The 26560-nt window shown below is 54.5% G+C and carries 24 protein-coding genes, 1 tRNA gene and 1 riboswitch; of the genes, 7 read left to right on the top strand and 18 right to left on the bottom strand.

The genetic code is table 11. The features are described from left to right. Positions 1 to 24: 24 nt before the first annotated feature. The 5 genes from deoD to prfC form a co-directional block, all read right to left on the bottom strand. Complete coding sequence (gene deoD, locus ACN0VL_RS12835) at positions 25 to 738, bottom strand: purine-nucleoside phosphorylase (RefSeq protein WP_417617993.1); 714 nt, start codon at positions 736 to 738, stop codon at positions 25 to 27. A gap of 115 nt (positions 739 to 853) precedes the next feature. After that, positions 854 to 2071, bottom strand: a complete 1218-nt coding sequence (locus ACN0VL_RS12830) for a phosphopentomutase (protein WP_417617980.1) — start codon at positions 2069 to 2071, stop codon at positions 854 to 856. Between the two features lie 53 nt (positions 2072 to 2124). Beyond that, positions 2125 to 2904, bottom strand: a complete 780-nt coding sequence (deoC, locus tag ACN0VL_RS12825) for a deoxyribose-phosphate aldolase (protein WP_417617978.1) — start codon at positions 2902 to 2904, stop codon at positions 2125 to 2127. A 323-nt stretch (positions 2905 to 3227) separates the two neighbouring features. Next, entirely contained in the window at positions 3228 to 4016 is a 789-nt protein-coding gene (locus ACN0VL_RS12820; RefSeq protein ID WP_417617976.1) for a TatD family hydrolase, read from the bottom strand. A 174-nt stretch (positions 4017 to 4190) separates the two neighbouring features. Next, complete coding sequence (prfC, locus tag ACN0VL_RS12815) at positions 4191 to 5780, bottom strand: peptide chain release factor 3 (protein ID WP_417617974.1); 1590 nt, start codon at positions 5778 to 5780, stop codon at positions 4191 to 4193. A gap of 214 nt (positions 5781 to 5994) precedes the next feature. Between prfC and ACN0VL_RS12810 the strand changes: the two genes are divergently transcribed. The 3 genes from ACN0VL_RS12810 (at position 5995) to fabG (ending at position 9016) form a co-directional block, all read left to right on the top strand. Beyond that, a complete protein-coding gene (locus ACN0VL_RS12810) occupies positions 5995 to 6567 on the top strand; it encodes a tRNA-uridine aminocarboxypropyltransferase (protein ID WP_417617973.1) in 573 nt (190 codons plus the stop codon). A 193-nt stretch (positions 6568 to 6760) separates the two neighbouring features. Beyond that, positions 6761 to 7999: a urate hydroxylase PuuD gene (locus ACN0VL_RS12805; RefSeq protein ID WP_417617971.1), complete on the top strand. Its 1239-nt coding sequence runs from the start codon at positions 6761 to 6763 to the stop codon at positions 7997 to 7999. Positions 8000 to 8263: 264 nt separating this feature from the next. Beyond that, positions 8264 to 9016, top strand: coding sequence for a 3-oxoacyl-ACP reductase FabG (fabG, locus tag ACN0VL_RS12800; RefSeq protein ID WP_417617969.1), 753 nt, complete (start codon positions 8264 to 8266; stop codon positions 9014 to 9016). Between the two features lie 88 nt (positions 9017 to 9104). Here the strand turns inward: fabG and ACN0VL_RS12795 are convergent, their stop codons facing one another. The 13 genes from ACN0VL_RS12795 to ACN0VL_RS12735 all read right to left on the bottom strand — a co-directional run bounded on the left by ACN0VL_RS12795 (position 9105) and on the right by ACN0VL_RS12735 (position 21620). Beyond that, positions 9105 to 9455 (bottom strand): hypothetical protein, encoded by a 351-nt coding sequence (locus ACN0VL_RS12795; RefSeq protein WP_417617967.1) that lies wholly within the window; start codon positions 9453 to 9455, stop codon positions 9105 to 9107. 116 nt (positions 9456 to 9571) lie between these two features. Next, complete coding sequence (locus ACN0VL_RS12790) at positions 9572 to 11050, bottom strand: PhnE/PtxC family ABC transporter permease (protein ID WP_417617965.1); 1479 nt, start codon at positions 11048 to 11050, stop codon at positions 9572 to 9574. Beyond that, a complete protein-coding gene (locus ACN0VL_RS12785; protein ID WP_417617963.1) occupies positions 11050 to 11721 on the bottom strand; it encodes an ATP-binding cassette domain-containing protein in 672 nt (223 codons plus the stop codon). Before ACN0VL_RS12785 ends, ACN0VL_RS12790 begins: the two co-directional genes overlap by 1 nt. A 51-nt stretch (positions 11722 to 11772) precedes the next feature. Continuing rightward, positions 11773 to 12669 carry a putative selenate ABC transporter substrate-binding protein gene (locus tag ACN0VL_RS12780; RefSeq protein ID WP_417617961.1) on the bottom strand — a complete coding sequence of 299 codons (897 nt, stop codon included), beginning with the start codon at positions 12667 to 12669 and terminating at the stop codon, positions 11773 to 11775. Between the two features lie 160 nt (positions 12670 to 12829). Then, positions 12830 to 13165 (bottom strand): branched-chain amino acid transporter permease, encoded by a 336-nt coding sequence (locus ACN0VL_RS12775; protein WP_417617959.1) that lies wholly within the window; start codon positions 13163 to 13165, stop codon positions 12830 to 12832. Further along, on the bottom strand, positions 13162 to 13836 hold the full coding sequence (locus tag ACN0VL_RS12770) for an AzlC family ABC transporter permease (RefSeq protein WP_417617957.1): 675 nt from the start codon (positions 13834 to 13836) through the stop codon (positions 13162 to 13164). Before ACN0VL_RS12770 ends, ACN0VL_RS12775 begins: the two co-directional genes overlap by 4 nt. A gap of 819 nt (positions 13837 to 14655) precedes the next feature. Further along, complete coding sequence (pntB, locus tag ACN0VL_RS12765; protein WP_417617955.1) at positions 14656 to 16035, bottom strand: Re/Si-specific NAD(P)(+) transhydrogenase subunit beta; 1380 nt, start codon at positions 16033 to 16035, stop codon at positions 14656 to 14658. Between the two features lie 5 nt (positions 16036 to 16040). Next, positions 16041 to 17567 carry a Re/Si-specific NAD(P)(+) transhydrogenase subunit alpha gene (locus ACN0VL_RS12760; protein ID WP_417617953.1) on the bottom strand — a complete coding sequence of 509 codons (1527 nt, stop codon included), beginning with the start codon at positions 17565 to 17567 and terminating at the stop codon, positions 16041 to 16043. 483 nt (positions 17568 to 18050) lie between these two features. Further along, positions 18051 to 19346, bottom strand: coding sequence for an Nramp family divalent metal transporter (locus ACN0VL_RS12755; RefSeq protein ID WP_417617951.1), 1296 nt, complete (start codon positions 19344 to 19346; stop codon positions 18051 to 18053). A gap of 238 nt (positions 19347 to 19584) precedes the next feature. Further along, on the bottom strand, positions 19585 to 20601 hold the full coding sequence (locus ACN0VL_RS12750) for a M23 family metallopeptidase (RefSeq protein WP_417617949.1): 1017 nt from the start codon (positions 20599 to 20601) through the stop codon (positions 19585 to 19587). A gap of 51 nt (positions 20602 to 20652) precedes the next feature. Continuing rightward, positions 20653 to 21135, bottom strand: coding sequence for a ribosomal protein S18-alanine N-acetyltransferase (gene rimI / locus ACN0VL_RS12745; RefSeq protein WP_417617947.1), 483 nt, complete (start codon positions 21133 to 21135; stop codon positions 20653 to 20655). Continuing rightward, positions 21111 to 21488 (bottom strand): hypothetical protein, encoded by a 378-nt coding sequence (locus ACN0VL_RS12740; protein WP_417617945.1) that lies wholly within the window; start codon positions 21486 to 21488, stop codon positions 21111 to 21113. Before ACN0VL_RS12740 ends, rimI begins: the two co-directional genes overlap by 25 nt. Positions 21489 to 21543: 55 nt before the next feature. Then, positions 21544 to 21620: transfer RNA gene (locus ACN0VL_RS12735), tRNA-Trp, on the bottom strand. A 316-nt stretch (positions 21621 to 21936) separates the two neighbouring features. Here ACN0VL_RS12735 and pyrB point away from each other — a divergent pair. The 4 genes from pyrB to ACN0VL_RS12715 all read left to right on the top strand — a co-directional run bounded on the left by pyrB (position 21937) and on the right by ACN0VL_RS12715 (position 26435). Next, entirely contained in the window at positions 21937 to 22860 is a 924-nt protein-coding gene (gene pyrB, locus ACN0VL_RS12730; RefSeq protein WP_417617943.1) for an aspartate carbamoyltransferase, read from the top strand. A gap of 5 nt (positions 22861 to 22865) precedes the next feature. Continuing rightward, positions 22866 to 23324 carry an aspartate carbamoyltransferase regulatory subunit gene (gene pyrI / locus ACN0VL_RS12725; protein WP_417617942.1) on the top strand — a complete coding sequence of 153 codons (459 nt, stop codon included), beginning with the start codon at positions 22866 to 22868 and terminating at the stop codon, positions 23322 to 23324. 289 nt (positions 23325 to 23613) lie between these two features. After that, positions 23614 to 25530, top strand: a complete 1917-nt coding sequence (locus ACN0VL_RS12720) for a RecQ family ATP-dependent DNA helicase (RefSeq protein WP_417617940.1) — start codon at positions 23614 to 23616, stop codon at positions 25528 to 25530. 87 nt (positions 25531 to 25617) lie between these two features. Continuing rightward, positions 25618 to 25792: riboswitch (FMN riboswitch) on the top strand. 151 nt (positions 25793 to 25943) lie between these two features. After that, positions 25944 to 26435, top strand: a complete 492-nt coding sequence (locus tag ACN0VL_RS12715; RefSeq protein ID WP_417617938.1) for a 6,7-dimethyl-8-ribityllumazine synthase — start codon at positions 25944 to 25946, stop codon at positions 26433 to 26435. The last annotated feature ends 125 nt before the right edge of the window (positions 26436 to 26560 follow it).

The raw sequence follows: 26560 nt of genomic DNA, 5'->3' as shown, positions 1-26560 counted from the left end.
TCCCTTCACTCCCCACCATCAATTTCAGCCTTCCAGCAACACCGACTCCAGCGCCACTTCCATCATGTCGTTGAAGGTGTTTTGCCGCTCGTCTGCACTAAGGGCTTCCTGTCGCAGAATATGATCCGAGACAGTGCATATCGTCAGTGCCCGAGCGCCGTATTCGGCCGCCACGCCGTACAGGCCGGCGGCTTCCATCTCGACTCCCAGAATGCCGTACTGTTTCATCAGCTCGAACAACTCCGGTTGCGGCGAATAAAACAAATCGGCCGAAAACAGATTCCCCACCTTGACCGGCACCTGACACGCCCTGGCCGCCGCCACCGCTCGGCTGACCAGATCGAAGTCGGCCAGCGCCGCCAGATCATGATCCTTGAAGCGCATCCGGTTGACCTTGGAGTCGGTGCTGGCGCCCAGGCCGATCACCAGATCCCGCAGCGCCACGTCATCACGCACCGCGCCGCAGGATCCCACCCGGATCAAGGTGTTGACCCCAAACTCGGTGATCAGCTCTTTGGCATAAATAGACACAGACGGAATGCCCATGCCATGGCCCATGACTGAAATGGCACGTCCTTTGTAACTGCCGGTAAAACCCAGCATGTTACGTACCTGGTTAACGGGTTTGACGTTCGATAAAAAAGTATCGGCAATATATTGCGCCCGCAGGGGATCCCCCGGCATCAGAATGGTGTCGGCAAAATCGCCGCGCTCGGCATTAATATGAGGAGTCGCCATCATGGGTTCCTGTTGCAAGTCAGCTGTACGTTTTACGCCGTACGCTGTCAGTCAAAAAAGAGGGGGTTAGTCTTTAACGTAACGCGCAATGCGTACCGCGTGCGACTTATTTTTCTCACAAGAACGACTCGCCGTAGTCCATGGCACTGGTGCCAAAATAATGGGCCAGACTTTGCCCCACATCGGCAAAGGTATCTCGCAGCCCCAGGGATCCGGCGCTTAGCCCTGCCCCCAGGCACAGCACAGGCACGTGCTCGCGGGTATGCTCGGTGCCCTTCCAGCTGGGATCGCAGCCGTGATCGGCGGTGAGGATCAACAGATCCTCCGGCGCCAGCAAGGCCAGCAACTCGGGCAGGCGACGATCGAAGGCCTCCAGCTCGGCGGCGTAACCGGCAATGTTGCGGCGATGGCCAAAGCGGGAATCAAAATCAACGAAATTGGTCATGATCAGGGTGTTGTGACCGGCCCGCTGCAGCTCGTTCAAGGTGGCATCAAACAAGGCATCCATGCCCGTGGCTTTCACCTTGTGGGTGATACCGATGTGCGCATAAATATCGGCAATCTTACCGATGGACACCACTTGCCCCTGTTGCTCTTCGGCCAGCTTTTGCAATACGGTCGCCGCCGGTGGCGCTATGCTGTAGTCGCGTCGGTTGCCGGTGCGCGTAAAATCAGCCGCGCTTTCTCCCACAAAAGGCCGCGCTATCACTCGCGCTATGTTGTAAGGCATGAGCAAGTCTCGCGCTATCTCGCACAACTGATAGAGACGCTCCAGACCAAAATGCTGCTCATGGCAGGCAATCTGAAATACCGAGTCGGCCGAGGTATAGCAAATGGGCTTGCCGGTGCTAAGGTGCTCTTCCCCTAACTGCTCCAGAATAGTGGTGCCGGATGCATGACAGTTGCCCAGTATGCCGGGTAACTTGGCCTGATGAACAAGGTCATTGACGAGTGTTTCGGGAAAGCTGTGCTCGGCCTGCAAGAAATAGCCCCACTCGAATAACACCGGCACGCCGGCCAATTCCCAATGACCCGAGGGCGTGTCTTTGCCGGATGAAATCTCTTGGGCATAGCCATAGCTGCCAATCACCTCTGTGGGCAGGGTGACCCCTGCCGCTACCTGACCGGTGCTTTCCTGGTGGGCATGAAACAAACCTAACCTTGCCAGATTAGGCAGCTTTAAAGGCCCCTGTCTGCCGGTATCTGCCTTGCCCTGCTGACACGCGAGGGCAATGTGGCCGAGCGTATCCGAGCCCTGGTCGCCAAATTTGGCGGCGTCGGCGGCAGCGCCAATACCAAAAGAGTCGAGTACTAACACAATTGCGCGCTTCATGGTGTCCCCTTTGTGGTGTACCGCTAAACGGCCGCTCAAGAAAATAAAGCGTCTTAATAGCCCTCGCCTGACGAGGCACCCGGGCGGCCATCCAGGGTGTGCAATAGCTGATCCAGGAGGCTGGAGGCGCCAAAGCGAAAATGAGCGGGCGTCACCCAGTCTGGCCCCATTATCCGAGTGGCCAGTTGCAAGTATTGCTGGGCGTCGGCGGTGGTACGCACCCCACCGGCGGCCTTGAAGCCGACGTCTTTTCCGCTGGCTAGAATGCTCTTCAACATCACTTCGGCGGCCGGCAAGGTGGCATTGACCGCCACCTTGCCGGTCGAGGTTTTAATAAAATCGGCGCCACCGCTAATGGCCAGCTCGCTGGCTCGGGCAATCAGCGCCGGCGACCCCAGCTCGCCGCTTTCAATGATCACTTTCAGAATAGCGCCGTGACAGGCGACCCTGGCGGCACGCACCATGGCTAATGCAAAAGTCTCATCTCCGGCCATCAACTGACGATACGGCAACACCAGGTCTATTTCATTGGCGCCGGCCAGTACGGCGGCGGTAATTTCCTGCTCCACCTGGCCGATACTGTGGTTGCCGTGCGGAAAGTTAACCACACTGGCAATGGCGACGCGCTCACTCACATTCAAACGGCGTAACGACTCGGCCACTGTGCCAATAAAGCGCGGGTACACACAGACCGCCGCCACTGTGCCCACCGGCGTTATCGCTTGCTGGCACAAGGCCGCTATGCTTTGTTCGCTATCGCTCTCATTCAGGCTGGTCAAATCCATCAGGCCCACGGCCTTCAGGGCCACCCTGTCCAATGTAGACTCGTTCATCTGTTTGTGCCTCGTAATAAGAGTGATTGCCTGCTGCTTCTTGGTAAGTAATACCTCATAACAGGTGTGGTTGAAAAACTAACACTGCAATCTATTTTTGCCACGGAATCCACGGAACCCACGGAAAAATTAAGATTAAGACCAAAACGAACATTGACTTGGTAAGACCTTACAAGAGATATGTTCTTGTCTTGTCGCTCTTCGTCCGTGGTTTCTGTGGATTCCGTGGCGAAGAAGTCTTGAGTCTTTAAAAGCAAAATTTCGACAATGTCCATATTAGTTTCGAGGTATTACTTACGTTCTGGAGGCTGACGACTCCCGCTTTACTGCCTCTCACCTTTAACGAACGACCAGCCGAACAGCTGGTTGACGTTTTTTTCCAACTGCGTTGCCAGCACATCTTCATCTTGCTGACGCAGCTCGGCCAGGGCGGTGAGGACGCGCGGTAGCTGTGCCGGATGATTGGGCTGCCCCTGAAAACCACACAAGGGCATGTCGGGGGCATCGGTTTCCAGCACCAGGGCGTCTACCGGCAAGGCGGCGATGGCCTGACGGGTTTTATTGGCTCTGGGATAGGTAATGGTGCCACCCACACCGATATGGAGCCCCAGCTTCCAAAAGGTTTCGGCCTGCTGACGAGAGCCGGAAAAGCCATGCACCACGCCCCCCTTTACCGGATAGCGGCGTAGCCACTTTAACATTCGATCGTGAGTCCCCTGGCTGTGCAGTATTACCGGCAGCTGATACTCCATTGCCAGTTTAAGCTGCGCAATCAGCGCCGCTTCTTGGACTTCAGGCGCCAGCGTCAGGCTGCGGTCCAGGCCGAATTCTCCTACTGCCACACAACGCTCATCGGCTGTACTCAGCGCCTCGCCAAGTGTTGCCTGCCAGTCTGTCGACGCCTTGGCCAGCCACCAGGGATGCAATCCCAAGGCATAATAAAGCCCCTGGTGATCCGCACACAGCCGAGGCAAGGCGGGCCACTGTGCTTCTTCGATGCCGGGGATCACCAACCGATGTACACCCACCGCCTGCGCGCGCTGCCAATGTTGCGCTCTGTCTGATTCGAAGGCCGCAAAGTCGAAATGGCAATGACTGTCGGTCATCAGCATACAAGCTCCTTGTTCTCACTCGCGCGGTAAGCCGTACGCTATAAGTTAAACATGAGTACGACTATTCTTTACTTGAAGCGTACGGCATTTGGCGTACCACGTCGCCCCGAAGGGGACACAAAAACACCGGCTAAGATGCCGGCGTTATCATATCAAACCACTCGCGTAGTCTGCTTAGTGTTCGCGGGTTTTGCTGAACTGAATGTCCGGATAGCGCTCCTGGGTCAGATTCAGGTTCACCATGGTGGGGGCGATGTAGGTCAGGTTATCGCCGCCATCCAGTGCCAGGTTTGATGACATTTTGCGTTCAAACTCATCCAGTTTCTTCGCATCATCACCATATACCCAACGCGCGGTAGAAACGTTAATCGCCTCGTAAATGGCGTCGACGTTATATTCCGACTTCAAGCGGGCCACCACCACATCAAACTGCAGCACCCCCACGGCACCCACGATCAGGTCGTTGTTGTTGAGTGGGCGGAACAGCTGCACCGCGCCCTCTTCCGACAGCTGTACCAGACCTTTCAGCAGCTGCTTCTGCTTCAGCGGATCACGCAGGCGAATACGACGGAACAGTTCAGGCGCAAAGTTGGGAATACCCGAAAACTTGAGATCTTCGCCCTGTGTAAAGGTGTCACCTATTTGAATGGTGCCATGGTTATGCAAACCGATGATATCGCCGGCAAAGGCCTCTTCGGCACGCTCTCGGTCGCCCGCCATAAAGGTCACCGCATCGGAAATGCTCACGGTTTTCCCCAAGCGCACATGCTTCATCTTCATGCCCTGATTATAGGTGCCCGAGACGATGCGCATAAATGCGATTCGGTCGCGATGACGCGGGTCCATGTTGGCCTGAATTTTGAACACGAAGCCCGAGAACTTTTCTTCGCCAGCCTCAACATCACGCTCCTGGGTAGGACGAGGCATGGGCGCAGGCGCCCAGTTGCTCAAGCCATCCAGCACATGGTCCACACCAAAGTTACCCAGGGCGGTACCAAAGAATACCGGGGTCAACTCTCCGTCCAGAAACAGCTCGTGATCAAACTCGTTGGACGCGCCCATCACCAGCTCCAGCTCTTCACGCAAGTCAGCAATTTCTTTCTCGTCCAGGATCTCGCTCAAGGCTGGATTATCCAGACCCTTGATGACCTTGATGTCCTGAATGGTGTGGCCCTGGCCTGGTTGATAGAGGATGATCTCGTCATTTTTCAGGTGATACACGCCTTTAAACCACTTGCCACTGCCAATGGGCCAGGTAATGGGCGCACACATGATATTCAGCTCGGTTTCCACTTCATCAAGCAGCTCCAGAGGGTCACGAATATCGCGGTCCAGCTTGTTGACAAAGGTGACAATAGGAGTCGTACGCAGCCGCGTCACTTCCATTAATTTACGCGTTCTGTCTTCCACCCCTTTACCGCCATCAATCACCATCAGGCAGGAGTCGACGGCGGTGAGCGTACGGTAGGTATCTTCCGAGAAGTCTTCGTGCCCCGGCGTATCCAGCAGGTTGATCAGACAGTCATTATACGGAAACTGCATCACAGAGGTGGTCACCGAGATGCCCCGCTCTTTTTCCATGTCCATCCAGTCGGACTTGGCATGTTGGTTAGAGCCACGGCCTTTTACGGTACCGGCACTTTGAATGGCGTGGCCGTGCAGCAGTACTTTTTCGGTAATGGTGGTCTTACCCGCATCCGGGTGCGAAATAATGGCGAAAGTGCGGCGTTTGGCGACTTCCTGTAGAAATTGCGATGATGACATGGTCGGATTTCTTCTACTTTGATGAAAGAGCAAAGGGCCAAACTGGGCCTCACTCGGGGAAAGACAGATAAAACGGCGCCTATTGTCGCCGATCCGCGGCAGATCCTCAATCAACAGTTGGGGTTTCCCCTTAAAAGGACAATTGTATCCAGACACTTCACCCCTGGCGGGCTTGTGGTTATGATGCGCATTTTCGCCAGGGGTTCATACCGTTATGTCTCGCACTTACTGTCCGCATTGCCAGCTCCCCCAAAGCGCTTGCCTGTGCGCCCATGTAGTAACTCAGCCCTGCCCGGTGCCGGTCGTGATCTTGCAGCACCCCCTGGAAGCCAGGCATGCCAAGAGTACGGTGCCACTTCTGCGCCTCGCCTTGCCCGACATACGGATTGAAATGGCCGAACAGCTGGCGCCGCCTCCCCCACTGACCCGGGGTGATTGGTGGTTGTTATATCCGGGCCCACAGGCGCTGGATCTGGATAGCGAACCTGGCAGGCAAGCCAGTCCCCGTATTGGCGGCCTTGTGGTGTTGGATGGCACCTGGCGTAAAACCCGGCGCTTGTTGCACATGAACCCCTGGTTGCGCCAGTTACCCTGCTTGAGTTTCAGTCAGGCCCCCAGCAGCGCCTACCACATTCGCAAGGGCCCCGGCGGGCAAGCACTCTCGACGCTCGAAAGTGTCAGCCATGTATTACATTGCTTGCAGCCAGACTTTGCCCCGGAGCATTTGCATGCCTTGCTATCGGCTCGGGTGAAGCAGTTTGAGGCTCACACGGATATTCGGCGTTAATCACGCTTGCGTCGACAGCCAGGATCACTCTCACTCACAGCACAAAGGCGTAATACATACCCAGTCTTATAAATCCGTTACTGCGACCTTTTAAATAGTATTAGTATTATGTTGCTGCTAAACAAGATTGCTACTCGGCGCATACTTTAAACGTTCGCACAACGCGTCAGCATAAAACACAGAAGGTAAGGCCATGGAAGCGTATCTGCTGGATTTTGGTAATCTGTTAATAAGATGGCTGCATGTTATCGCGGCCATCGCCTGGCTGGGTGAGTCTATTTACTTCGTGATGCTGGATAACGGCTTGAAACCACCCGCAGGTGAAGAGAGCAAGAAAAAAGGGGTGTTGGGTGAAATGTGGGCCGTGCACGGCGGTGGTTTTTACCACAACCAAAAATATGCCACCAGCCCGGAAAGCCTGCCGGAGGATCTGCATTGGTCATTCTGGAAGGCCTACACCACCTGGTTGTCAGGCTTTGCCCTGTTCACCCTGCTCTACCTGACCAACCCCAGCTTCTATCTGGTCAACCGTAACAGCCCCTGGGAGTGGGCCGCCAATATGACAGGCACCCAGGCCAACATGGCTGCACTGGCTTTTCTGCTGTCTGGCTGGATTGTCTATAACGAGCTGTGCAAGCGCATTAGCCCCAACATGACCCGAGACGGTACTCTGAGTGTGGTTGTAGCCCTGATGATGATCGGGGTGGCGTATTTAAGCACCCATATCTTCTCTGGCCGGGCCGCCTTCCTGCTGACCGGTGCCGTGATGGCCACCGCCATGTCTGCCAACGTCTTCTTCTGGATTATTCCGGGCCAGCGGCGCATGGTTAACGCCATGAAGGCCGGTGAAACACCCAACCCGCTTGACGGTTTACGTGGCAAGCAGCGTTCGGTACACAACACCTACTTCACCCTGCCAGTGGTGCTGTTGATGCTGAGTAACCACTACGCCTTCATCTTTACTCACTCGCTGTCCTGGGTGCTCATGGTGCTGTTCATCTTCGCCGGGGCCCTGATCCGCCAGTACTTTGTATTGATGCACAGTGGCCAGATCCGCCCGGGCTATCCTGTGGCCGGTGTGGCGCTGATCCTGGTTGCCGTCTGGGTTGGCGCGCCGACGGCCGCCCCCACCCCAGCTCAAACCCAAAGCAGTGCTATTACTACTGATAGCGCCGGTGCTTCAGGTACCGTCACGCTGGCGAAAGTAGCAGCCATCATCAACACCCGCTGTGTAGAATGCCATGCCGCAGCCCCGACCAGTGTCATGTTTGCGGCGGCTCCCCTGGGCATAGTGCTGGATTCACAACAGGAAATATTGCTGCAAGCAGAGTCCATCAAGCAAGTGGTGGCCAACAAATATATGCCTTTGGGTAACCTGACCCAGATGACGGATGAAGAACGTGAACTGATTGCTGCCTGGAATGGCCAGTAAGTCAGTGCCGATTAAAACCAGGCCCGCCCCGTGCAGGCCTGCTTGTCTATTGCTCCCCCATTATTCTCCAGCCTGCCTCCCCCGACCTTAATGCAAAGCAAAATATAGCTCTGTAATCCAAGCTATAAAATCAATATATAAAGAATAATATTAATATTATTTAAGAATAGCGTGACAATGCAGTGCAAAAACTAAGCTACAATCGAAGCCTCGGCTCAACCTGATGGTTATCCGGGTTATTTTACTCACTCGAGGATTTTGCTGATGAATACATCTCATCTGGATATGCACGAAAAAATCTGCGTTGTTACCGGAGCGGCCAGAGGCTTGGGCCGAACTATCAGTGAGACACTCGCCAGGGCAGGCGCAAAATGCGTTTATGCCTGCGACATCAATATGGCGCCGGCAGAAGGCTGGATGGCTGATTACCCCAATATCACCGCCATTACGCTGGATGTATGTAATACCTCGGCACTAGAGACCTTGAACCAACGCATCCTGAATGAACAGGGGCGGGTCGATGTGTTGGTGAATAATGCCGGCATTACCCGTGATGCGTTACTCGGCAAGATGAGTGAAAGCGAATGGGATCTGGTGCTGGACGTCAACCTGAAAGGGGTGTTCTTGATGACTCAGGCCATGTTGCCACTCATCAAGGCACAGGCCAAAGGCAGCATAGTGAGCATTTCCTCTGTGGTGGGCACAGACGGTAATATCGGCCAGAGCAACTACGCAGCCAGTAAAGGCGGCATTATTGCCATGACCAAGGGCTGGGCCAAAGAGCTGGTGCACGGTGGCGCACAGATTCGCGCCAACTGCATTGCCCCGGGTTTTATCAATACCGAAATGACCCAGGCCGTACCCGACCATGTACTGGAGAAAATGGCGGCGCGTATTCCATTGGGTGCCCTGGGTGAGCCACGGGACATTGCCGAAGGGGTACTGTTTTTGGCCAGTGACCGCGCACGCTACATCACGGGCCAGGTCCTGAAAATAGACGGTGGACTGGTGCTGTAACGGCACTTTTATCGCTCAACAAAAAAAAGCGCAACGGCCTGAAGCCGGTGCGCTTTTTTCAATTCTATTTCGGCAATTAACCCGTCTGTTATAAAGACTCGCCAGGGAAATGCTCGTTATACTGCGCTTCACTTTTCTCTAGCAGCAGTTGACCTTTTTTAACCAGTTTCTGGCCTTTTGTGACCTTGTCTTCACCGTCATCGACCAGGCTTCGGCCTTTTTTGATGTGATCTTTACCGTCATCTATCTGACTCTGGCCCTTGGCCTGCAGTTTTTCACCTTTTTCAATCAGCTTGTTGCCTTGGTTCCACATCTTGCCAACTTCTTTGGCGTTGGCGCTGTGGGACAACATTTTATCGCCTTTGGTCGGCGTTCCGCTACAGGCAACGGTCGCTAATACCATAACGCTTAGCGCACTTATTTTTAGTATATTGTTCATGTTTGCCACCTTGAATCACTAATGACCTGAAGAAGATCCTTCTCTCTAGCCTTTATGGCCTAGCCCTTGCTGTATATAGAGAGCAACGAGAAAGCACAAGAAAAATATGAGGATATTCACCACCCTTTAGCCTGTTCGCTTAAATGCAGGTGTCTTCGCAGGCGTCGCGCCAGCGCATCTATGCTGATGTTCAAGGCGGCGCACACCAGCAACAGCAGCATGGCGCGATCCAGCCGAAACTCACTAAAGGCCGAGTCTATGTAAAAGCCCAGGGTAGGAATGCCCAGCATGCCGAGAATCGCCGTTTCTCGCACCAGATTTTCGAAGCGATACAGGCTGTAGGCCATAAAAGGACGATACAGACGCGGCAACACTTCAAACAGGTAAAGATTTATCCCTCTGGGCGCGTCTTCTCGAAATCTCAAGGTATTCAGGTGATGACCCAGCAGATGGGCAATAATGGCACCATTGTGCAGCCCCAGCGCCGCGATGGCCGGCAGCATGCTCGGCCCCAGTAACAGGGTACCAATAAAGGCCAGCAGGTATTCCGGCAAGGCACGCATCAGCACCAGGCCACCATGACTGCTCAGTCGAGTGGCGCTATTACCAAAACGCCGCGAAATGGCCGGAAACCACAACAGCGCCAGCACCGCCATCACCACCAGGGCTAACAAGGCCAGTACCAGGGTATTTAACAAGCCGGGGGCAATCTGCTCACTCCACAACACCTGCAGCCAGGGCAAAAACTCGGCCCATTCACCTCTGCGCAACGGCGCCGGCACTATGTCTTGGGTAAAAAAGCGCACCGTTAGTGCCCAATTAACCGTTGCCTGAGGCGGCAGCCACCATAATGCCGCCACCAGATACAACAACAGTAATTTGGGTCGCAACCACCACTTCAGGGTGGCAATCAGCAATACCAAGGCATAAAAGAAGCTGGCGGCTTCGGCGTAATAGCCCTGGCGCAGCAAGGACTCCAGGTGGTACCCCAGGGTGGGCAGACCAATAAAGCCCAGCACCGCAGAGCTGCGAATACCGCACTCCAGACGATAGCCGGTGTAGCTGGCCATTTGTCGCCAACATAACGGCAATTGCAGATAACACAGCCGCGAGCACCAACCCAACTTGACACCCAACGCCTGCTCGGGCGCCGGATCGGCCTCTTCAAACAGCTCGCCAAATACCTTGGCGAAGGTGCCCGCATAGGGCAGCGCTATGGCCAACACGCCGGTCAGCGGCGATATGCCCAGCAACTGGATAAACAACAAGGCCCAAAACAGCTCGTGCACCGCACGCAAACCCGCCGCCAAACGACGGACAGCCCCACGACGATAGCCTGCCGCCAGTAATAACCCCAGCACCGCGCCCAGCGCCACCCCTTGCAAGGCAAATGCCAGAGTATTGGCCAGCGCCGTAACCAGGGTGCCCGGTTGCGGCCAGGTGGGCTGTAACAGCCCGGCACTCAGTCGCGTCAGCTCATGCCAGGGGTCGAATGCACTAATGGACAAATCGGCCCACGGCAAACACAACACCGCCAGCAGCACAAACAGCAGGCTGCTGCGCACCATGGCTCGGTTAGGGCGAGAAACGGGCATCAAGAGGCTTGGTATAAGGCGCTGAGCTCAGCAGCATTCAGCGTATGAGCCGGTGCATCCAGCACCACTCGTCCGGCCCGCAAACCAATGATACGCGTGCAGTAAGTGAGTGCTTGCTCGATATTGTGCAGCGCCAGCACCAAGGTTTGATGCCGCGCGCACAATAACTGCAACAGCGCATCGGCCTGGCGTTCATCCAGTGCCGACACAGGTTCGTCGCCGATAAAAATTGGCTGTTGCTGATACAGGGCGCGGCCCAGGCTGACCCGGCTCTGCTGGCCGCCCGAGAGCCGTTCGGCCGGCTGCCATAACTGAGCGCCCAGCCCCAGACTGTCGGCTAATTCACCAATTTCGGCTTTGGGCTTGGCTTGAGGTCGCACCAAATTCGCCAGATTATACCAGGTGGGATAGCTCGCCAGCCGCCCCATGTAAATATTATGAAACGCCGACAACACAGGTACCAGGCTGGGCTGCTGGGGGCACCAGGCCACCTCGCTGGCCCGCAGCTCACGCAAGCGACGTAGCAAGGTACTCTTGCCGGTACCAGACTCGCCGAGCAGTGCCACTCGTTCACCCTGGCGTATTGTCAGGGTGAGCTCATGCAGCACCGGGCTGGCACCATAGCCTATGTTTTCGTGTTGAAACCGAAACAGGCCGTTATCGGCACTCATGCGCACTGGGTATCCATGATAACTCAACCGCCACTGGTTGGTTGGCGGCCACTATTTCTCATCCATGATGCCTATGGCCACGGCAGTATCGCGGATGGGGGCATAATCCTGATTACTGGCTTTTACAAACCCAGAGCGGGGAAAGGCCGCCAACAAGGCCGGATCTGTCATCTCCAGCAAGGCTTGCTGCACCTTGTCTTTAAAGCCCTCACCAAAGCGCTCATCCACATCGCCACGAATGGTCCACTGATAATCCGGGTAACTCGGCGAGGTCCAAATCACTTTTACCTTACTGGTATCTATGTTGCCCTTGGCCAGTTCCGCGTCCCATACCGCGTAGTTCAGTGCCCCGACTTCAAAGGCACCGGACTGCACCAAACTCAAGGTACGGTTATGATCCCCGGAAAAGCCCACCCGCGAGAACAACTCAGCAGGCGCCTGGCCATAGTGCTGACGCAAGAAAAACTCCGGCATCAGGCGACCAGAAGTGGAGCCCTTGTCGCCAAAGGTAAAACGCTTGCCGGCCAGCTCTGTGGGTAACTGCTCACTTTCATCCAGCCCCGTGCTGGCATGGGCGATGATATAACTGACAAACTCGGTATCTTCCTTGCCCTGGGCGATAGCCTCGCTATGAGGCACCCGCTCCCGCGCCTGCACCCCGGTCAGCCCACCAAACCAGGCCAGCTGTACCTGATCATTACGAAAGGCACTCACCGCGGCGGGGTAACTTTTTACCGGTATATATTCAACCTCTACCCCCAGCTTATCACTCAGGTAGTCGGCAATTTTTCCGAAGCGCTCGGTAAGATGGCGCTCGTCCTGATCGGGAATGGCAGTAAAGACAAAAGACGCCGCTTGTGCCGGCATAGTCGCGCCGCCGGCGAGGCACAGCACGGTCAGGCAGACGGCGCGCAGCCGAGCCCAGGCAGCAGAAGTAAAGAAAGGCATGGTAGTCGGTTCCAAAACAAACGGGCAACAACTATACCCTATGTAAACGGACAACTGTCAGCGGTAGGCCGTCTGCAGCCAGAAAATATTCTAGGGTCTGTTTGTGCCGCGAGATAGATACCGGAACGGGGCGCTATCAATTACTCCTGCGCCTAACAGCTTACAAAAGCGACCCAAACCAGCCGTTCATCAGTGCCATGTAGATCAGGGTGCCGCTTAAAATACTCAGCAAGGCCTGCCGGCGCCATAATTGCAGCACGGCGACCACTACCACGGCGATAATTTGTGCATAACCGTCACTGGGTTGGCTCCAGTTGTGCACATTCATGGCGTACAGGGTCAGCAGCACCATCATGGCGACCGGCAAACGCCGGCCTAAAATCTGGATCCGCCGATGATGGGCAATAAAGCCGCGTGCCACAAAGGGAAAGGCTCGCAAACCAAAGGTCACCGCGGCCATGATGAGGGCACTGATCAGATAATCCAGCTCGCTCATGCCTCGCCCCCCTGCAGCTGCGTTTTTGGCCACGCCAGTAACACCAATACCAGCATGATGGAGGCGGCCAACAGGAAGTACTCACTTACCCAGATGCCCGCCACTGCGGCGGCAACCAGACCCAGCACCACGGCACCCCAGTCTTTTTTGGCTCGGATCTGTTCAACCGCCAGCACGGTAAACAAGGCTGTTAGCGCGAAGTCCAGCCCTTGCAGACCCGGTGGCAGCCCCCGTGCCAGCACCATACCAATCAGGGTGCCCAGCACCCAGTAACACTGGTTGAACAACACCACTTGTAGCGCCGTCTTGCTGTCTTTAACCTGGCCTGAGGCGCTCAGCAGCGAATAGGTTTCATCGGTAATACCAAAGATAAAATAAGGCCGCCCCAGTGCGCCTTTTGGCAACAGGTGATACAGAGACAGGCCATAGAACAGATGCCGAAAGTTCACCAACAGCGAAGCCACCGCCAGATCAATCCAGCCAATTCCCGCCGCCAGCATGCCTACCGCCAGATACTGCAGCGCGCCCGCATACACCATAATGCTCATCAGGGGCGCCCAGTACCAGGTGAGATCCGCATCCACCCACAGCACGCCAAATACGGCGCCCAGGGGTAAATAGCCCATCATCACCGGAAAGGTGAGCGACAAGGTGCTACGCCAACGGGTCATGTGGTTTCCTTAATGCGATAAAACGCTAAAAAATAAGGGATTTACCCGCATTTAGCAAGAACACAGCCATTAAGATGGCTAACAATATCGTCTTGATGACGCTCAAGTGGCTGATTGCACCAAAGTTGCAGCTTAATACGGAAACGCCAACAGAACCTCCCTCCGCCAGCGTCTGAGTAATTTAAACCGATAGCAATCTTTCATAACTGATGTGAATACTGGGGCTAGCGTCACCCTCGCGAAGGCGGGGGTCCAGTGTCTTTGCAGGAGCAACGCAAGCTGACTGATCTGCGCTACAGGCCCTGGATTCCCGTCCCCACCTACGCGAGGATGACGTTCCTTCGCGGGAATGACGACAGAACCACACCTGTTATGCGGGACTACTTAAGCAACATTTCATAACTGATGTGGATTATGGGGCTATTTTGTCTTTAAAGGCCAAAGACTTTTTCGCCACGATTCTTTGCTACGAGAAGCACTGAACCCACGGAGAAATTAAGATAAAAATCCAAACAAGAACGAACTTTGGCTTGGTAAGACCTTACAAGAGAGATATGCACTTTTGCTCTTCCCTTGTTGCTCTTCGTCCGTGGGTTCCGTGGGTTCCGTGGGTTCCGTGGCAAAAATAGGTTTAAAGGTTGTATTGTTCTTCGCGGCCTTGATGTTCAGTAGCATGTTACCCACCTGCGATGCCGAATGACTTAGGCATCCAGTATGTGCTGTTTTATTACGACTGGGTAAAAAAACCTCTCCAACCGTAATAAAACAGCAGTTCAATAAAAAAGGGAGCCGAAGCTCCCTTTCTTATCACTTAACCAATTACAGCGCCTTGAGGATGTTATCCACGCTGTCTTTGGCATCGCCAAACAGCATGACGCTGTTTTCGCGGAAGAACAGCGGGTTTTGCACCCCGGCATAGCCGGTGCTCATCGAACGTTTGAACACCACTACCTGCTGGGCTTTCCACACTTCCAGTACCGGCATGCCGGCAATGGGGCTGGCGGGATCTTCTGCCGCTGACGGGTTGACGGTGTCGTTGGCGCCGATCACCAGCACGGTATCGGTATCGCTGAAATCGTCGTTGATTTCATCCATTTCCAATACGATGTCGTAAGGGACTCGGGCCTCTGCCAACAAGACGTTCATGTGCCCGGGCAGTCGTCCGGCGACCGGATGAATACCAAAGCGCACTGTCACGCCTGCCGCTTGCAGTTTAGAAACCAGTTCGGCAACCGGATACTGCGCCTGAGCCACCGCCATGCCATAGCCTGGGGTGATAATCACCGAGCTTGAGTTTTTCAGGATGTCGGCCACATCTTCGGCGTTTACTTCCGTGTACTCGCCTTCTTCCTCGTCGCCACCGCTGCTCACGGAGTCGTCGGAGCCAAAGCCACCGGCGATAACCGAGATAAACGAACGGTTCATCGCCTTACACATGATGTAAGACAGAATCGCACCGCTAGAGCCCACCAGGGCGCCAGTGACGATCAGCAAGTCGTTCGACAACATAAAGCCGGCCGCTGCCGCCGCCCAACCCGAATAAGAGTTAAGCATGGAGATAACGACTGGCATGTCGGCACCCCCTATGCTGGCCACCAGGTGCCAGCCAAAGGCCAGCGCAATCAGGGTCATCACCAACAGCGGGAAGGTGGAACCCTCTACCTGCACAAACCAAATCATCAGCAGGGCCGATACGACCAGCGCCAGCAGATTCAGCTTGTGGCGATGGGGCAGCTGCAACGCCTTGGAGGAGATCAAGCCACGCAACTTGCCAAAGGCGACAATGGAGCCCGTAAAGGTGACCGCACCAATAAAGACACCCAAAAAGACCTCGGTATTATGAATATTGAGCATGGCCCCCAATAACGGCTCATGATCCATATAGGTATTAAAGCCGACAAACACCGCCGCCAGACCGACGAAGCTGTGCAAGATGGCGATCAGCTCCGGCATCTCGGTCATTTCAACTTTAAGCGCCAAGCGAATACCGATGGCGGCACCTATGGCCATGGCCACTATGATCCAGCCCAGGCCGGTGACCTCGGGGTTGAAAATGGTGGCCAGCAGGGCGATGGTCATGCCCGCAATACCGTACCAGTTACCCGCCCTGGCCGATTCCTGCTTGGATAAGCCGCCCAGGCTCAAAATAAAGAATACGGCGGCAATAAGATAAGACGCAGTTACAAGTCCTTGTGACATTTCTATTAGCCCTTCCTAAACATCTTCAGCATGCGGTGTGTCACGGTAAAACCGCCAAACACGTTAATTGACGCTATCAGTATTGCCACAAAGGCCAGAAAACTGACGAAGCCACCGTTTCCTACCTGAGACAAAGCGCCCACGACGATAATCCCCGAAATGGCGTTGGTGACCGACATCAAGGGCGTATGCAGCGAGTGAGAAACGTTCCACACCACGTAATAGCCAACAATACAGGCCAGTACAAATACGGTGAAATGAGACAGAAACTCTGCCGGTGCCACGGCTGCCAGCCAGGCGAACAGCAAGACACCCACGCCACCCAGGTAATACTTGAGGTTGCTTGGTTGCTTGGCGTGAGGCTCGGCCTTCGGCTGCGCCTGAGCAGCCGCCTTGGGAGCGGCAGAGACGCTGATGGCCGGCGGCGGGAAGGTCACTTCGCCGTCTTTGACCACCGTCATGTTACGCAGTACCACGTCGTCGAAGTCGACCTTGATGTTGCCGTCTTTTTCCTTGCTCAGCAGCTTGGCCAGGTTGACCAGGTTGGTGGCATACAGGGTAGAAGACTGAGTGGGCAAACGACCGTTGAGGTCCGTATAACCGATGATCTTGACGCCGTTATCGGACACGAACAGCTCGCCGGGCTTGGTCAGCTCACAGTTGCCGCCGTTCTGGGCCGCCAGATCCACGATCACCGAGCCCGGGTGCATGTTCGCCACCATTTCGGCGGTAATCAGCTTGGGAGCCGGCTTACCGGGGATCAGCGCCGTGGTGATGATGATGTCGACTTCCTTGGCCTGGGCCATGAACAACGCCATCTCGGCATCGATGAACGCCTGGCTCATCTCCTTGGCGTAACCATCGCTTGAGTCTGAATCTTCTTCATAATCCAGCTCCAGGAACTCGCCGCCCATGGAGTTGATTTGTTCTTTTACCTCGGGGCGGGTATCAAAGGCGCGCACTATGGCACCCAGAGAGCCAGCGGCACCAATGGCCGCCAGGCCGGCCACACCCGCACCTATCACCAATACCTTGGCGGGGGGGACTTTACCGGCTGCGGTGATCTGGCCGGTAAAAAAGCGACCAAACTCGTGGGCCGCTTCAACGACCGCACGATAACCGGCGATGTTGGCCATGGAAGACAGGGCATCCAGCGACTGGGCGCGGGAAATGCGCGGCACCATGTCCATGGCCATCACGGTGACGCCCTTGTTTTTGAGCTGTTCGACCAGCTCGGGATTTTGCGCCGGCCAGATAAAGCTGACCAGAGTCGTGCCTGCCTGCAGCCGCTCGATTTCATCGGCGGTAGGGGCATTCACCTTGTAGATAATGGCGGCTTGCCAGACCTGCTCGGCCGCGACCAGCGTGGCCCCTGCCGCTTCATAGGCTGCATCGTCAAAGCTGGCCTTGCTGCCCGCGCCCTGCTCGACACTGACCTCAAAACCCAGTTTACGTAGCTGTTCGACCGACTTGGGAGTCGCAGCCACTCGAGTCTCGCCACTAAGCGTTTCCCTTGGAATCCCGATTAACATAATAAATCCCTGTTTAATGTTGATATTACCGCCAGGCTTGTTGCTTGCCTGGCGCTAAGCAAGCAGTTCCTTCAATCCACAAGCCGCCGTGATACTCATAGGTTCTCGGCCAAATACGGTGCTTAACCCGGTAGTTCGCTATTGATGCCCGTCTTAAAGCAACGCATCGATATGTTTTAATGCCACGAACACGCTCGGTTGCGTTCCAGCAAAAAAGCGTAATAAGTCGATAAAACGGCACCACAATAGCGTAATGCCCAAGCACCATACATTTATCTTTTACATAAGAATAAATCCGCTTTTTGATTAAGCTTTAACTTGCGCATCTACGTTAGCATTAATTGTTGCTCAAGATGACAGCGTTTTAGCGTTCGCGATCACAAAAGTGGCACCATAGAAAACGGCCAGCAATTTGCTGGCCGTCAAGCAAGGCACAAGATGGAGGGCCGCACCGGTATGAACCGCCCTCTACTTTTATTTATCTTACTTTACAAATAAATACCAGTAACCAAACAGCAGGTTGAAGCCGGCAATAAACAGGATACCGAACCAGCTCAGGGCTTTCATGCCAAGACCCAGGCGATACTGTTCCGACACCTGCGGCAAGGTCATCAAACGGTAGTTCAACCAGGCAAAGACCAGGGCGCTGACGAAGGCGGAGATCATGGCAAACTCCAGCATCGCCAACAGGGCGCCCTTGAAGAACATAATGATCAGGGCGCCGACAATGCCCATGGCGATCATGAGCGGATAGGTATAGCGGCTGCCATTACCGGTGGGACCGCTGCCTGGTCGCTGGCCAAACTGCACAAAGCACTCACTCAAGGCCCGGCTGTAACCATCCAGTACCGTGACCGTGGTAGAAAACATGCACAAGAAGGCAATCAGTGCGATCAACCAGCGGCTCCATTCTCCCATCACGCTGGCGTATACATTCACCAACTGATGGGCGAAGGCGATACCCGATGTCGCCAGGCTGTCACCGCTGCCATACAGCACCAGAGTGCCCAATGCAACAAAGGCGAGCGCCAGCAGGGTAGAGGTCACATAGCCCACGTTAAAGTCGACCAGGGCGTCTTTGTAATCCAGTGCGCCACCCAGGTTTTTTTTCTTCTGGCGCAACCAGACGCTGTTCCAGGATGACAGCTCGATAGGCGCCGGCATCCAGCCCATTAATGCCACCAGAAAACCCACCGAAGCCATATTCCAGGGGCTGGGCGAGACAAAGTCGGGCGGCGCCACACCACCTTGATTCAAGGCGATAAACACCGCCGTAACAGTGGCAACCGCCAATCCCACGATAATCCACTTGGTTACTCGATCCAGCGTCCTGTAGTGACCGGTGATCAGGAAGGCCAGAGATCCCGCCAGCACTATCATGCTGAGTTGGGTCACGTTGAGGCTGTCGCCGATAAAGAGCCCCAGTATGCTGCCGCACAGCATGGCTACCCCGGCGGTACTGACCACTGCAGCAAAGATATTCAACAAGGTAAACAGATAGAGGTAGCCCCGGCCAATGCGATCGTAGCCCTGGATCAGGGTCTCGTCTGCCGCCATAGTGTAGCGGGCGCCGATTTGAAAAAAGGGATATTTAAGCAGGTTGACCAACAGAATAAGTCCCACCAGCTGCCAGCCGTAAATGGCCCCGGCCTGGGTTGACGCCACCAGGTGCGATCCACCAATGGCCGCGGCGGCTCCCAATATGCCGGGACCCAGCACTTTCATATAGTGACTTATGCTGCGGGTATCACTCTTTGCAACATCAATTAACTCTGCCATCTTTCAAGCCCTGCCTATTCACTTTGCTTTTAGTATAAAAAAGAAAGTAAAAGACCATGTGGCAACGGATAAATCAACTGGTTTCTCTCTTCACCAACCGCAGCAATTAATATAAAAATCTAAAATTAAAATGAATTTCGGAGTTTAAGTTCAAACAAAAAACACAGACCAAGCAAACCCACTGGCGAGGCAGTTATATACCTTATATAACACGGCATTCATTATTTAGTATATTTCTCTATTCATCACCCCAGGCCGTGCCCTGAAGCCAGAGTCCGGCAGTGGGCTGGCTGCCTTGCAAGGTAAATGGAATAGACTCTCTGTGCCCTGCCTTATCTATTTGTAACGCCAGATGTAAATGAGGCCCGGAGCTATAACCGGTATCGCCCGATGCGGCTACCCGCTGCCCCACTTTAACTCTGTCTCCCTTGCGCACGCGCAGCGAGCCGGTTTGCAAGTGTGCATATAGCGTCATGGTGCCGTCGGCATGGCGCAGGCGCAGATGGTTGGACTTGCCGCGGTATTTCGGCTCCAGACCACCGCCCACATGGCTATCTACCGCCGCCACCACCACTCCGTCCCGGGTGGCATACAAGGGAGTGCCCACGGGGACGGCAATATCCAGCGCATAACGGTTAGACCGCTTGTTGTGACTGTAATCCCCATTAAACCCCTGGGCGATGCGATAGCGTCCGACGATGGGGGAAGCCAGATCATGATGTGCGGGAAAATAGGAGCGGGCTCCCTTATCACTGCTGAAGCCGGCGGGAAGCGAAGCCAAACGGGCATGCTGCCTGGTTGAGGTATCCGGCTGGCTCGGCGCGATAGCCTCGCCACCATAGGCAAAGTTATAGTGGTAGCGCCAGTCACCTGCGGCTTGTGCCGACAGCTTGCCAACAAATACCTCTTCTGTAGCCGGGAGCGTCAGCACCTGCTGCATCTGTTCGGGAATAATGACGTTGTGTTGTTGAGAAAAGCGGAAGGTCAGCTCCACGGCGGCAGTAAGCCGATTTAAAGCAAAGAAGTAATGGCCATCCGCTTTCTCCAGCACGCGGATCAGCACACCATCGCGATTGAAGCTGTGCTCCTGCCGGTTGGCCGGCAACGATTTCACGACATACTTTTGATTATCGGTATAGTGCGCCATGCCATTAACATCGTGATATCGATATATATCGGCCTGTGCGCACCAGGACCAGAGTAACAAGCTCCCCAGCAGCCCTGCGCCGGACGCCCCTGTCCATAAACTTCTCATGCTTTCATCCTTGAAACAGAGTTTAACGTATCAAGTATAGAAAGAATTCGACTACTTTTTCAGCTGCAATGCCATTAATACCGCATCTTCATCGCCTGCCGCGCTTTGATAATAGTGGCGACGTCGACCGGTCTCCTGATAACCACAGGCCAGATACAGTGCTTGAGCCGCCAGATTAGAGGCTCTTACCTCAAGCCAGCACTGGGTCACGCTCTGCTGAGCACAAAGCCGCAGATAGTGCGTTATCAACTGACGACCAAAGCCCTGTCCCTGCTGTTCCGGCGCCACGCAAATGTTCATCAGGGTACTTTCATCCAGTACACGGTCGGCAATAAAGTACCCCAGCAGCCGCTCTTTATCCCCTGCGGACACGGCCGCCTGCTGCCGGGGCAGCCACAGTGCCCCGGTAAAGTAGCGTTCGCCAAAGCTGTCGGCCAGCAGGTTACGACTCCAGGGGTGGGCATGAGCCGCTTGTTCTATGACAAGCATGACATCGAGATCGGCGCGCGTCAGTGGGCGAAATAAAGGCGACATAAGCAGCTCCAGAGTGCCTGTTTTTGCTTGGCGGCCAAAGGCAGGCTGGCATGCCAGCTGAAACGCTCCGTACTGCTGGTCAGGTTCAGTCCCAGCAATACGGGGGCTGATGGCTGGTTGGCTGCCAGCCAGGTGGCCTCGTCCATTACCTGCAGCTGGGCTTCGGTTAGCGACAAGGCGTGCATTAAATCGGTCGTGAAGGCAGCCGGCAATATTTTGCCCTGGCCAAGGACGATTAACACGTCGGCGGCGGCCACAGAAGGGGTTGGAGCAAATGGCAATCGCTCGGGGTGGGCACAGCGCCAGGCAGGCAGTGCCAATAATTGCCAAAGCTGGGATTGTATAGGCGTCATCTAGCTACTCCACAACGCAAAAAGCCAGCTGTTAAGCTGGCTTTTTGCAAGAAGTTGGCAGGGGCGGAGGGATTCGAACCCCCAACCATCGGTTTTGGAGACCGCCGTTCTACCAATTGGAACTACGCCCCTGCAGTACGGAGTGAAGTATAAGGATACTGGCTTAAAGGTAAAGTGCTATTTGTCATTAATGGGTTTGTTCGCTTATCTTTTCACCGTATTCACCAGAAATTTTGCTTATGTCCTGTATTTATTTATAATCTGCATGATTCGCAAGCGCTCGGAGTGACCAATAAATGCTCATTACTGTTTCTGAACAGTCCGCCGTATGGAGATCCGCCGCGCTGAGTGACGGTGAATATACCAGCGTTTGCAATCGATTAGCTCTAATGGCCCCATGCTGGGGCTTTTTTGTGCCCTTCACCTTATACCTGCAAGAGCGTTGCTGATGGCAAATCCCCTATATCAAAAGCATGTAATTTCTATCTCCGACTTCACTCGACCCGAGCTGGAGTTGATTATAGACACCGCCGTGAAGCTTAAAGCCCAGCCTCATTCCGATCTATTAAAGCACCAGGTTGTGGCCAGCTGTTTTTTTGAAGCTTCGACCCGTACCCGTTTATCATTTGAAACCGCCATTAACCGCCTTGGCGGTTCGGTGATCGGCTTTTCAGACAGCACCAGTACCTCACTGGCTAAAAAAGGCGAAACCCTGGCCGACTCGGTCAAAATCATCAGTTCCTATTGTGATGCCTTTGTCATGCGTCACCCTCAGGAAGGAGCCGCGCGGCTGGCCGCCGAGTTTTCTTCCGCTCCGGTGATCAACGCCGGCGATGGCTCTAACCAGCACCCCACACAAACGCTGCTGGACCTGTTTACCATCTACGAAACCCAAGGCACCCTGCAAGGGCTCACCATCGCCTTTGTGGGCGATCTGAAATACGGCCGCACCGTCCACTCTCTGACTCAGGCGCTCAGTCTGTTTGGCTGCAAATTCTATTTTATTGCCCCCCAGGCGCTGTCCATGCCCGACTACCTGTGTGATGAATTGACCGATAAAGGTCTGAACTTCGAGATTCGTGACAGCATGGAAGAGGTGATGGACGAGCTGGATATTCTGTATATGACCCGAGTGCAAAAAGAGCGCTTCGACGAAACAGAATATGTACATGTGGCGTCAAAATACGTGCTGACGCCAGAGGTACTGGAGGGCGCCAAGGACAGCCTCAAGATATTGCATCCCCTGCCCCGCGTAGACGAGATCTCCCCCGAAGTAGATGACACACCTTACGCTTACTACTTTGAACAGGCAGAAAATGGCGTTTATGCCCGTCAGGCTCTGCTTGCCCTGGTACTGAACGAGAGCCTGTGAGAGACATGATGAATAAAAGCCAACTGCAAGTTGAAGCCATTCACAATGGCACCGTTATCGACCATATTCCCGCCGGTCAGGGCATCAAAATCCTGCAACTGTTCAGGCTGGTGCAAACCAAAGAAAGAATCACAGTGGGTCTCAACCTGCCTTCCCAGGCGCTGGGTTCCAAGGACATCATCAAGGTCGAGAACACCTGGCTGACCACCGCACAAGCCAACCAGTTGGCGCTGTTTGCACCGGACGCTACGGTTAACCTGATTGAAGACTTTGAAGTCGGCGAGAAGCTGCAGCTGCAACTGCCAGAGCAGGTAGAAGGCGTGTTCTCTTGTCCTAACTCCAACTGCATCAGCCATAACGAGCCCGTGAGCAGCAAGTTCAAGGTGCGTGCAGTCAAAGGACAGGTGCGTTTTCGCTGTAACTATTGCGAAAAGTCCTTCCACCAGGACTTTATGACCTTTTAAAAATTAAAAAGCGCTCGACGCCAAACCATATACCAGACAGTAACCCCATACCTTTGGTGTTTGCTTGTCTGCCGTGATACCGGGCCTGCCCCGGTATCTTTTTTAGCCTGATTCAAAACCCCAAGCTCCTGACGTTCATCAGAACGGCGACACATCACAAAATATATTGCTCCATGTTTATGTTGAGCCTGATGCTGGACGCCACCTTTCACACCTGACGGCAATTAAGTTGCTAAAGCTGTGAGCGCAGGCCAAGCTATCAACATCGCTTTATCAAGGCACCAGCTTCATGACTCTGCTTAATACTCTGCAACAACACTTTGGTTTTTCCTCCTTGCGCCCTGGCCAGCAAACGGTAATAGAACACATTATGGCCGGCCAATCGGCGGCCGCTATTTTTCCTACCGGCTCCGGCAAGTCTTTGTGTTACCAGCTACCGGCGGTGTTATTGCCCCACCTCACCCTGGTTATCTCTCCGCTGCTGGCCCTGATGCAAGATCAGCTGGCCTTTTTACGCCGCATGAATATTGCTGCGGCCAGCATCGACTCGACCCAAAGTTTTGAAGAAAGCCGCAACGTGATGCAGGGCGTACGTGAGGGCAGGATCAAGGTGCTGATGATTTCGGTCGAGAGACTAAAAAATGAACGTTTTCGCCAGTTTATCGGCCAGGTTCCCATCTCGCTCATGGTGGTCGATGAAGCCCATTGTATTTCGGAGTGGGGGCACAACTTTCGGCCCGACTATTTAAAGCTGCCCGCTTATTGCCAGAGCCTGAACATACCGCAGGTATTGTTGCTGACCGCCACCGCAACGCCGGCCGTTATTAATGACATGCAGCAAAAATTTGCTCTGCCCGCCGACAATGTAGTGCTGACCGGTTTTTACCGCCCCAATCTCTCTCTTGATGTCTTGCCGGTGGCCGAGCCTGACAAGATCCATACCTTGATCGAGCAGCTGCGGATGGCCCCCGATGCCCCGACCATTGTCTATGTGACACTGCAACACACCGCCGAACAGGTAGCCGAGCAACTGGTGGCTGCGGGCCTTCACGCCCAGGCCTATCATGCGGGTATGGATCAAGATAAACGCCAACAATTACAACAGGCCTTTATGGCAGGAACGACGCCCTGCATTGTGGCCACCATTGCCTTTGGCATGGGCGTCGACAAGGCCGATATTCGTCGGGTCATTCACTTCGACTTGCCCAAGTCGATTGAAAACTACAGTCAGGAAATTGGTCGGGCCGGCCGCGATGGTCAGCCCTCTCGCTGTACCTTGCTGGGTAATCTGGCGGGGCAGAATGTATTGGAAAACTTCGTGTACGGCGACACGCCAGAACCCGAGGCCATTCACGCCTTGTTGCAGCAACTGCCCGATGCCGGTGAACAGTGGGAAATCATGCCGATACGGCTGGCCAACAGCTGTAATATCCGGCTGTTACCACTCAGAACCCTGCTGGTCTATCTGGAACTGGACCGCATTATAGAGCCACAGTACAGCTATTATGCGGACTATCGCTTCAAGTTTCTGGCCGCCCCCGAAGACATCATCAGCCGCTTTAACCCCGAGCGGCAAGCGTTTTTAACCGCCGTGTTTAACGGCTCTCCCCTGGCCAAGACCTGGTGTCAGGTCGACTTTGACGCCATCTGGCAACAGAGCTCGGGTGAGCGAAAACGCGTGATCAGTGCCCTGGATTATTTACACCAGCAAGGCTTGATCAGCCTGGAAAGCAAACAAATGGTCGAGGTCTACAAGGTGCTGCAGCCGGCGCTGGATTTGACCGAAGAAACAAGCCGCTTGCATCGACTGTTTCAACAAAAAGAGCACAGCGAAATTGCGCGCCTCAACGAGATGCTCCACTTCTTTGAAAGTGATAGCTGCCTGAGTCATCGTCTGGCCGCCTACTTTGCCGATCATCAGGCTCCGGAGCAGTGCGGCCACTGCTCTGTGTGTGCCGGCAATACAGCTCGGCTGCCCAAGCCGGCCACTCCTCCCTTGCCCACAGCGGAACAATTACAGCTTTGGTGCCAACAATTGCAAAGCCACAGCCCGGCGCCCTTGAGTACACACACCCTGAGCTGCTTTTTATGTGGCATCAGCACCCCGCTGCTTAATCGATTAAAAGCCAAAAAACAGCCGGGCTTTGCCCGATTGGAGCAACATGGTTTTAATGAGATACACACGGCACTCCAGCAACTCACATAGCGAGCTTTAGCTGCAACCCTGCCTCTCGGGCTTGAGGCTTTACTCGTCGTTCATAACACTCTATATTCTTGTGGTCGGTTTAACCGACTTCGTTCTCGGGGCGGGGTGAAATTCCCCACCGGCGGTAATATGGCAAGCCACACCAGGCCTGCCATCAAGCCCGCGAGCGCCTTACCAGACCAAGTGATGAGTCAGTAAGGGTCCAGCAGATCTGGTGTGATTCCAGAGCCGACGGTGATAGTCCGGATGTGAGAGAGCGTCAGACATGTCCTTTAATACAGCTTTACTTCACCCTTAAGTGTGCGGTTTATGCTGACCAAAGACCCACAGTCTTTTGCGAACCTGGTTTCGCCTATGCTGTGCTTGCCTGTACGTTCGCCCTGATTCAGTGATTTTTATAACAGGATGTACCCATGGATCAGAGCTTAACGAATACAAACGAATTAAACGTTCGCGACCAACGCATCGCCTTTATTCACGCCTCATGGCACGCCGATATTGTGCTTAACGCACTGGAAGGCTTCCGCAGTCAGCTGATCGAGCTGGGGTATGATGTCGATAAAATTGACGTCATTGCCGTACCCGGAGCCTATGAAATTCCGCTGCAAGCCAAGCTGTTGGCCAAAACCGGCCACTATGCTGCCATTGCCTGCAGTGGCCTGGTGGTAGACGGCGGTATTTATCGTCACGACTTCGTGGCGCAGACGGTGTGCTCGGGATTAATGCAAGTACAGCTGGAAACCGAAGTACCGGTACTCACCGCCATACTCACCCCCCACCACTTTCATGAGCACGGCGAGCACCAGCAATATTTCAGCCGCCACTTTATCCAAAAAGGACAAGAGCTTGCCCATGCCGCCGATGGCGCCATCCGCTTAACGGCTAAAGCGAAAGCCATACGCTGAGCTTATGCTGCAAACACAAAAAACGGGCCCAGTGCCCGTTTTTTTATTCTCATACCAAACTGAGTAAGTAACTGGTCTATTTAGCTGCTCTGGAAAGGCCGAACGAAGGGTCTACTCCACCGACA

The sequence above is a fragment of the Oceanisphaera sp. genome, assembly GCF_048268965.1.
In the GTDB taxonomy this organism is placed as follows: domain Bacteria; phylum Pseudomonadota; class Gammaproteobacteria; order Enterobacterales; family Aeromonadaceae; genus Oceanimonas.
The sequence above is the reverse complement of the archived record's forward strand: the minus strand, read 5'-3'. Positions and strand labels throughout refer to the sequence as shown.